Origin of the sequence: Algoriphagus sp., from assembly GCF_024642405.1 — a bacterium.
GTDB lineage: Bacteria > Bacteroidota > Bacteroidia > Cytophagales > Cyclobacteriaceae > Algoriphagus.
Genome location: NZ_JAHEBC010000216.1, coordinates 1 through 6,585 on the forward strand (window position 1 = coordinate 1; position 6,585 = coordinate 6,585).

Annotated in this window: 9 protein-coding genes and 1 other RNA gene; 5 read left to right on the top strand and 5 right to left on the bottom strand. The window is 35.9% G+C overall.

Features of this window, described 5'->3' with window-relative positions:
- The 5 genes from Q0L68_RS14400 to Q0L68_RS14420 all read right to left on the bottom strand — a co-directional run.
- The coding region (locus Q0L68_RS14400) for an ATP-binding cassette domain-containing protein (protein ID WP_296704529.1) at positions 1-620 on the bottom strand (620 nt) is incomplete at its 3' end.
- A gap of 2 nt (positions 621-622) precedes the next feature.
- Positions 623-826 carry a fructose-6-phosphate aldolase gene (locus tag Q0L68_RS14405; RefSeq protein ID WP_296704532.1) on the bottom strand — a complete coding sequence of 68 codons (204 nt, stop codon included), beginning with the start codon at positions 824-826 and terminating at the stop codon, positions 623-625.
- 45 nt (positions 827-871) lie between these two features.
- Positions 872-1,531, bottom strand: coding sequence for a fructose-6-phosphate aldolase (gene fsa, locus Q0L68_RS14410; protein ID WP_296704535.1), 660 nt, complete (start codon positions 1,529-1,531; stop codon positions 872-874).
- A gap of 177 nt (positions 1,532-1,708) precedes the next feature.
- Positions 1,709-1,795, bottom strand: an RNA gene (ffs, locus tag Q0L68_RS14415) — signal recognition particle sRNA small type.
- Positions 1,796-1,917: 122 nt separating this feature from the next.
- Positions 1,918-2,145, bottom strand: a complete 228-nt coding sequence (locus tag Q0L68_RS14420; RefSeq protein ID WP_296704536.1) for a hypothetical protein — start codon at positions 2,143-2,145, stop codon at positions 1,918-1,920.
- Between the two features lie 243 nt (positions 2,146-2,388).
- Between Q0L68_RS14420 and Q0L68_RS14425 the strand changes: the two genes are divergently transcribed.
- The 5 genes from Q0L68_RS14425 to Q0L68_RS14445 form a co-directional block, all read left to right on the top strand.
- Positions 2,389-3,801 (top strand): anthranilate synthase component I family protein, encoded by a 1,413-nt coding sequence (locus Q0L68_RS14425; RefSeq protein WP_296704539.1) that lies wholly within the window; start codon positions 2,389-2,391, stop codon positions 3,799-3,801.
- Positions 3,802-3,818: 17 nt separating this feature from the next.
- On the top strand, positions 3,819-4,391 hold the full coding sequence (locus tag Q0L68_RS14430) for an aminodeoxychorismate/anthranilate synthase component II (RefSeq protein WP_296704542.1): 573 nt from the start codon (positions 3,819-3,821) through the stop codon (positions 4,389-4,391).
- Positions 4,392-4,418: 27 nt separating this feature from the next.
- Positions 4,419-5,429, top strand: a complete 1,011-nt coding sequence (gene trpD, locus Q0L68_RS14435) for an anthranilate phosphoribosyltransferase (protein WP_296704544.1) — start codon at positions 4,419-4,421, stop codon at positions 5,427-5,429.
- Between the two features lie 6 nt (positions 5,430-5,435).
- The gene (gene trpC, locus Q0L68_RS14440; protein ID WP_296704549.1) at positions 5,436-6,254 is read left to right on the top strand and encodes an indole-3-glycerol phosphate synthase TrpC; all 819 of its coding nucleotides are present in this window, start codon (positions 5,436-5,438) and stop codon (positions 6,252-6,254) included.
- A partial coding sequence (locus Q0L68_RS14445) for a phosphoribosylanthranilate isomerase (RefSeq protein ID WP_296704552.1) occupies positions 6,254-6,585 on the top strand: 332 nt, incomplete at its 3' end. The genes trpC and Q0L68_RS14445, both read left to right, overlap by 1 nt.

The window sequence follows — 6,585 nt, forward strand, 5'->3', positions numbered from 1 at the left end:
AATAACTCATGGTTATGGGTTGCCATGAGAATAGAAGTTCCTTTTTTATTGATCTCTTGAAAGAGTTTGAAAATCCCATCTGCTACATCAGGATCCAAGTTTCCCGTTGGTTCATCCGCTAGTAGTATGGATGGCTCATTCAATAAAGCTCTTGCAATCACTACACGTTGTTGTTCACCACCTGATAATTGATGAGGCATTTTACTTGCAGCATTGTTTAGCCCTACAAGTAATAGAACTTCAGCCATTCTTGCTTTAATTTTTGAAGAATCTTTCCATCCTGTCGCCTTCATGACAAAAATGAGATTTTCCGCAACAGTTCTGTCATTGAAAAGTTGAAAGTCCTGAAAGACGATCCCTATTTTTCTCCTTAGAAATGGGATTTCTTTAGTTTTTATCTTGGTAAGATCAAACCCGGCGATTTCAACCACACCACTTTTCAGCTCTAGGTCTGCATAAAGTGTTTTCAATAAAGAACTTTTTCCACTTCCTGTCCGCCCAATCAAAAACACAAATTCATGCTGTTCAATTGAAAAATCGACATCAGATAAAATGGGATCAATTCCTTGGAAAATTGTGGCACTACTTACCTGTAATACTGGTTCAGTACTGAAATCCATTTTTATAAATCTAATTTTTGAAGTTTACCAAAAGGCAATCCTTGAATTAACGACTCCAAAGCTTCTTCCTTACCTTCTAATCCAAATTTTTCAATATTTTTTAATGGTCTGTCTGCTCTAAAATAAGCGACCAAAACAAAATTTTCATCTCTAATCTGGATGTAATCTGGGATTTTGGCTTTGCCTTTTACTTTGATAATGTACATAGTGGTAAATTAAAAAAAGACCGATAATAATCGGCCTTCTTTTGGTTATTTTCCTGCCGCTTTAGCATGATCAGCCAGAAATTGGGCCAATCCGGAGTCCGTTAAAGGGTGTTTCAATAGTCCTGTAATTACTTTTAGTGGGCATGTCACTACGTCGGCTCCGATTTCAGCACATTTAATTAAATGCATTGAATGTCTTACCGATGCAGCTAGAACCTCTGTTTCAAAGCCATAAGTTTGATAAATATGTACTATTTGTTCAATTAATTGAAGGCCATCATACGAGATATCATCCAGTCTCCCAATAAATGGAGAAAGATAAGATGCTCCAGCTTTTGCAGCTAAAATTGCTTGACCAGCAGAGAAAACAAGTGTACAGTTTGTTCTGATCCCTTCGCTATGAAAATATTTGATGGCTTTTATCCCATCCTTAATCATAGGGATTTTCACCACGATTTTATCATCAATTTTTGCGAGTTCCTTACCTTCCTTGATCATTCCTTCAAAATCAGTCGAAATCACTTCTGCACTAACTTTGTCATCTACAATGTTACAAATTGCCTTATAATGTGCTCTCACATTACTATCCCCACTTATGCCTTCTTTTGCCATCAAGGATGGATTCGTTGTTACTCCGTCTAATACGCCCAAATCATATGCTTCTCTGATTTCATCCAGATTAGCTGTGTCGATAAAGAATTTCATGTTTGATAAATTAAAATAGCTGTGAATATGTTTTCTGCCTTTTGAAAAACGGCAAAATCTAGATTTGATTGAAAACGCAGAATCCCATCTTTAAAGGATTCAATTGCCTAAGCAAAGTTAGAAGATAAATCAAGATTAGGAACTGGAATTAAAAAGCCTTCACAAAAAAAGGCAAAAAAAGAAGCGGCATCGCACCGCTACAACCACCTACCCTTGCTTCCTTCCGGACCTGGGGGATTCAGCAGGAGCTGGTCGTGCCGCTAGGCCACAAAGGTAAGGCAAAAATTATTGTTTACAATCTCTTATCCTATAATTTACATTATCTCGATAAAGTTGCCCTGACAATCAATACTATAATTTTAGAGAGGGCGAAAAGAATGAAAAATTTAGCTTTTTGATAATTGAAGCTGAAATTCTAAAGGACTACATGGTATGAATTCATCTACTTCTAAATCTTCAAATATTTCATCATCAAATTCCATGATAGTTTTTTCTACTTTTCCATCAGGATGTACGATCAATTCGGTTCCGGTGAAATCCAATGGGTTTACTTGAACTAGTACCTGGTAATCATCAAAAATTCTTTTGAAATATTTAAATAGAACACCTGCCATGAAATAATCTGATTTTTTTTCAAAAATAATAGTAAAATATTGAAAAGATGTTTTGCCATATCAGATACGTTTCTAAATTTGCCCAAGGTTTATGAAAATGATAACAGCAAAATACTGGTGGTGGCATCTGAATTCTTTCCAAGGGAAAGCTCAGAAAGCCCGTGCCTGAAAATGCTGCACGAAATATAAAGGCTTGCTGGATTTCCCAGTAAGCCTTTTTTTATGATTAAAATTTTATAACTAATGTCCAAGTCAAATTTCCAAATCACCACTACCTACAGTAAGCGACTAGCTGATACAATAACACCTGTGAGCATATACTTGCAAATAAGGGATAGATTTGTTAATCCTATTCTTTTGGAAAGTTCTGATTATCATGGTCAAGAAAATAGTTATTCCTATATCTGCTTTAATCCTTTAGCAACTTTTTCTTTTAATGGCGGAAAAGCGGAGGAAAAATTACCAAATGGGAAAACTGAGAAATACACAATAGGTAATGACCAAAAACTGGTAGATAGCCTAAGAGCATTTGGGAATAAATTTTCTATCGAGAGAGATGGTTTTAAATTCAGTACAAATGGACTTTTTGGATATATCCAATATGATACGGTAGCATATTTTGAGGATATAAAATTATCGAATACCAAACCTAATGATGTGCCAATGATGCAATATTCTGTTTATCAGAATATTATCGTGGTGGACCACTACAAGAATGAGTTGCACATGTTTGAACATCAGGTTAAGGGACATGAGGAGCCTTCTAATTTGGATGAAATCCAAGTCTTACTCAACAATAAAAATATTCCTGCATATTCATTCAAAATGCTAGGCGAGGAGACCTCAAATTATACTGATGAAGAATTTTTGAAAATATTAAATGAAGGAAGAGAACATTGCTTTAAAGGGGATGTATTTCAAATCGTACTTTCAAGAAGATTTAAAACCGCTTTCAAAGGTGATGAATTCAATGTTTATAGGGCTCTCAGATCAGTAAATCCTTCACCTTATCTTTTCTATTTTGATTATGGCTCATTCAAAGTATTTGGAAGCTCTCCTGAAGCCCAGATAGTAGTAAAAAATAAAAAAGCAACTATTTATCCAATTGCAGGGACTTTTAGACGAACTGGAAATGATCAGGAGGACGCAGTATTGGCAAGAAAATTATATGATGATCCAAAGGAAAATTCTGAGCATGTAATGTTGGTTGATTTGGCTAGAAATGACTTGTCAAGATCCTCAGAACATGTAAATGTTGAGGTATTTAAGGAAATTCAATATTATTCTCATGTGATCCATCTTGTTTCTAAAGTCACAGGTGAGCTTTCAGAAGGTGCAAATCCATTACAACTAGTGGCCGATACTTTCCCGGCAGGGACTCTTTCGGGAGCACCTAAATATAGAGCAATGGAATTAATCGATGAATTAGAAAATATTTCAAGGGAATTCTATGGTGGAGCTATTGGCTATTTAGGGTTTAATGGTGATTTCAATCATGCAATTTTGATTCGATCATTTGTTTCAGAAAACAATCAATTGAGATTCCAGGCAGGAGCAGGAGTAGTTGCTAAATCATCAATTCCCTCAGAATTGCAAGAGGTATCTAATAAACTGGAGGCCTTGAGAGTGGCATTAAGGGCGGCAGAGGGAATTTAAAAGATAGAAAGATCACTATGAAAATTTTAGTTTTAGATAATTACGATTCCTTCACTTATAACTTGGTTTATATTATAAGACAACTTGGATATGGGGATCAAATGGATATTTTCCGAAATGATAAAATAAGTTTGGAGAATGTAAATCAATATGATAAAATCCTTCTTTCCCCGGGTCCTGGTGTGCCCAAAGATGCTGGGATTATGCCTGAGCTATTAAAAAAATACAGTTCATCCAAATCGATTTTAGGAGTTTGTTTAGGACATCAAGCCATCGGAGAAGCTTTTGGAGGAAGTCTAATTAATTTGTCTGAAGTGTTGCATGGTGTTTCATCTCAAGTGAAAATTCAGCCTGACTTGCTTTTTAAAGGGGTTCCAGATACATTTAACATAGGAAGATACCACTCTTGGGTAATAGATGAATCCTTCCTTTCTCCTGATCTGGAGATAATTGCTCGAACTCCCGATAATCAAATCATGGCAGTAAGACATAAATCATTTGATGTGAGAGGTGTTCAATTTCACCCTGAGAGTATCCTCACAGAAAATGGAGTCCAAATCATCCGGAATTGGTTGGAAAATGCCGGATAAATTATAGTAACCTTAATCAAACCCATCATGAAAGATATTTTAAATCACCTTATAGCACACAAAACCCTAACCCAATCAGAGTCAAAAGAGGTATTGAAAAATCTCACCAGTGGTTCTTACAATCAAAGCCAAATAGCGGCTTTTATGACGATCTACTTGATGCGAAGTATCACAGTGGAAGAACTATCTGGTTTTAGAGAGGCTATGTTGGAACTTTGTGTACCTGTTGAAATAGATGAATATGACGCCATGGATTTATGTGGTACCGGAGGTGATGGAAAAGATACCTTTAACATCTCCACGCTATCTTCATTTATTGTTGCCGGTGCCGGGCAAAATGTAGCTAAGCATGGAAATACTGGTGTTTCTTCAATTTGTGGTTCCTCGAATTTACTTGCGTATTTTGGTTATGAGTTTACAAATGATATAGACAAAATACGTCAGAGTTTAGACGATGTAGGGATTTGCTTTTTACACGCGCCCCTCTTCCATCCAGCCATGAAAAATGTGGCGCCAATTAGAAAGGAATTAGGAGTTAAAACTTTTTTCAATATGCTTGGGCCTATGGTAAACCCAAGTTTTCCTAAGAAACAATTAGTAGGTGTTTTTAGTCTTGAATTGGCTCGTCTATATGGATATTTATATCAAGAAATGAATGGTCGGTTTTCAATCCTTCATGCCTTAGATGGTTATGATGAAATTTCTTTAACAGGCCCATTTAAAATCATCTCAAATGATGGTGAAAGAGTTTTGAACCCTGAAAATATAGGGTTAACAACATTAAATGCCGATTCAATCCTAGGTGGCAATACAATCCAGGAATCTGCAAAAATCTTCGAATCCATTCTAAAGGGCAAGGGTACAAAAAGTCAAAACGCTGTCGTTTTGGCAAATTCCGCAGCGGCTCTTGTTACTGCTAATGAAGGACTTTCGTTTACAGATGCCGTAGCAAATGCGGAAGAAGTTTTACTTTCTGGGAAAGCATTAGAAGTTTTCGAAGGTTTAGTCAATCCCAAAACATCAGTTTCTCTAGTTTAAAGTCTTATGAATATTTTAGATAAAATCATTGCTCAAAAACATAAAGAAGTATCCGAAAAGAGCAGTTTGGTGCCAGTAAAACTTCTTGAAAAGAGTATTTTCTTCGATGGTGACGTCGTGTCGATGAAGAAATATGTTACTGATTCTGAAAAATCAGGGATCATTTCTGAGTTCAAAAGAAAGTCGCCTTCTAAAGGTTTAATAAATGGTGCTGCAGCCGTAGAAGCTGTGAGTATAGGATATATGCAAGCAGGTGCATCTGCTCTATCTATTCTGACTGATACTGAATTCTTCGGTGGAACTAATGCAGATCTGAAAGAAGCCAGAAAGTTTAACTTTTGTCCAATCTTAAGAAAGGATTTTGTAGTAGATGAATACCAGATTCTAGAGGCTAAATCTATCGGTGCTGATTGTATTTTATTGATTGCTGCTGCTTTAGAACCAAAGAAATTGAATGAGTTGGCTGCTTTCGCAAAAAGCCTTGGACTAGAAGTTTTGATGGAGGTACATGATGAAGAGGAACTGGAAAGAAGCCTATGCGATGATTTAGATTTAGTGGGAATTAATAATCGGAATTTGAAGACTTTCGAGGTTTCCTTGCAGACCTCACTTGACTTGGTAGATAAAATCCCTTCTGATTTCGTGAAAATTTCTGAAAGTGGAATCTCTGATCCTGCAACTTTGATCACCTTAAAAAAGGCTGGATTCGATGGGTTTCTGATAGGAGAAAATTTCATGAAATCCAGCCGTCCTGAACAGGCAGCTTACAATTTTATTAAAGAATACAAGAAGCTTTTGGCTAAAGAATCAAAGGTAAACGCTTAATGAAAATCAAAGTCTGTGGGATGAGGAATCCTGAGAATATCCAAAATCTTATTCAGGAGGTAAAACCTGATTGGATGGGCTTAATTTTCTATTCCAAATCACCAAGGTATGCTTCAGAAGAATTTGCGAAAGAAATAAAGTTAATGGAAGTACCCAAAGTTGGGGTTTTTGTAAATGAAAGCTTTGACTTTGTTTTATCTAAAATCAGTGAATTTGATTTATCTGTTCTTCAATTGCATGGAAATGAAAGTTCTGAATACGTTCAAGAATTAAAATTAAAGACTGATAAAAAAATATGGAAAGTTATTTCAGTTCATGAAAAAGTAGATTG